Annotated in this window: 1 protein-coding gene; it reads right to left on the bottom strand. The window is 54.6% G+C overall.

Annotated elements, in window-relative coordinates:
* Positions 1-11: 11 nt before the first annotated feature.
* Entirely contained in the window at positions 12-974 is a 963-nt protein-coding gene (locus KGB29_RS26900) for an IS110 family transposase (RefSeq protein ID WP_218544106.1), read from the bottom strand.
* Between the last annotated feature and the right edge of the window lie 205 nt (positions 975-1,179).

The raw sequence follows: 1,179 nt of genomic DNA, 5'->3' as shown, positions 1-1,179 counted from the left end.
TGTGGGAGATTCTATGTTGCAGGGGAACCCTGCAACTTCAAATTCGGCTGGTATTCGCTCTGGTTTTTCATGAGGGCGAATGCCACTCGGCAAAGCTTGCGGGCAAGAATGACCAAGGCCTGAGTTCTGGCCAGACCTCTAGCCAAATAGCACTCATAGTACGGCTTCCAGACGGGAGACCGGCACGCCGCCATGGCGGCATTGTGCGCAAGTCGCCGTAACTCTCCATCACCTTTTTTGCTCAAGTGGCGGGGGCTGTGCTTCTTCGCCGAATCCTTTGCTCTCAAATCCATCCCCAAAAAGGCAATGAACGCATCGGCACTGGCGAAATGACCACGCATGAAGGTGGTTGCCAAACCAGTAGCAGTCAGTTCGCCGATCCCTTCAATCGCTTTGCAGCGTCTGATGTTTTCGCTAATACCAGCCTCTTGGCTAGCCTTACGCAGTAACTTCTGAATAGCCTGATCAGACTGTTTGAAGTGCTCCAACTGCTGGGCCGATAGCGCTTTCAAAAGGGGTTCGCTCGACCAGCTCAGCATGAGCGCGACGTGGGCTTTTATCAGTTGAGCACGTTTGTTAAGCAAGCTTTTAAGCACGGTATAGAGCGGCGGCGGTGGGTTCCAGATCCGCAGCCGTTGCTGCTCACTGGACAGATAACGTGCCAGCAGGCGGGCATCACACGGATCGGTTTTTGCTCGCTGGCCAATACTTTCGCGGTAATGACTCACCCGATAAGCATCCACAACATAAACGCGATGGCCCATGCCATGAGCCAGTTCAGCCGCGTCCAAGTGGTAGAGGCTGGTGGCCTCCAGGGCAATCGAGCTTTGCGCCGGCAGGGTCTTGAGCCAACGGCCTATAGCCGTGCGATCGTTGCTGATGAACTGGGTATTTTCCAGGTCCTCGCGGTAAACGACGATTTCGGCCTTGGCCACGTCGATACCAACCACCGTTGGTGAGGTAAGGATTGTCATGACGAATCCTCGGAGCTAGGGTTTAGATGCTTGTCGGGGTCTACCGTAGCGCTGGCTTGCCTCTATCGTCGGTTTTACCGATGAATTCCTTATCGGCGCTTTAGGTAGAAAGGGCGGAACGAGAAGTCTCCCACGGTCCGTACTGGCTAGAGTCGGAATCGAGCTGTTAGTCCCGCCCACCCCTTCAAGTCTAAACATACAAGCG

The sequence above is a fragment of the Pseudomonas sp. BF-B-30 genome (assembly GCF_019956305.1).
Lineage (GTDB): Bacteria > Pseudomonadota > Gammaproteobacteria > Pseudomonadales > Pseudomonadaceae > Aquipseudomonas > Aquipseudomonas jessenii.
This window is presented reverse-complemented; position numbering and strand designations above follow the sequence as displayed.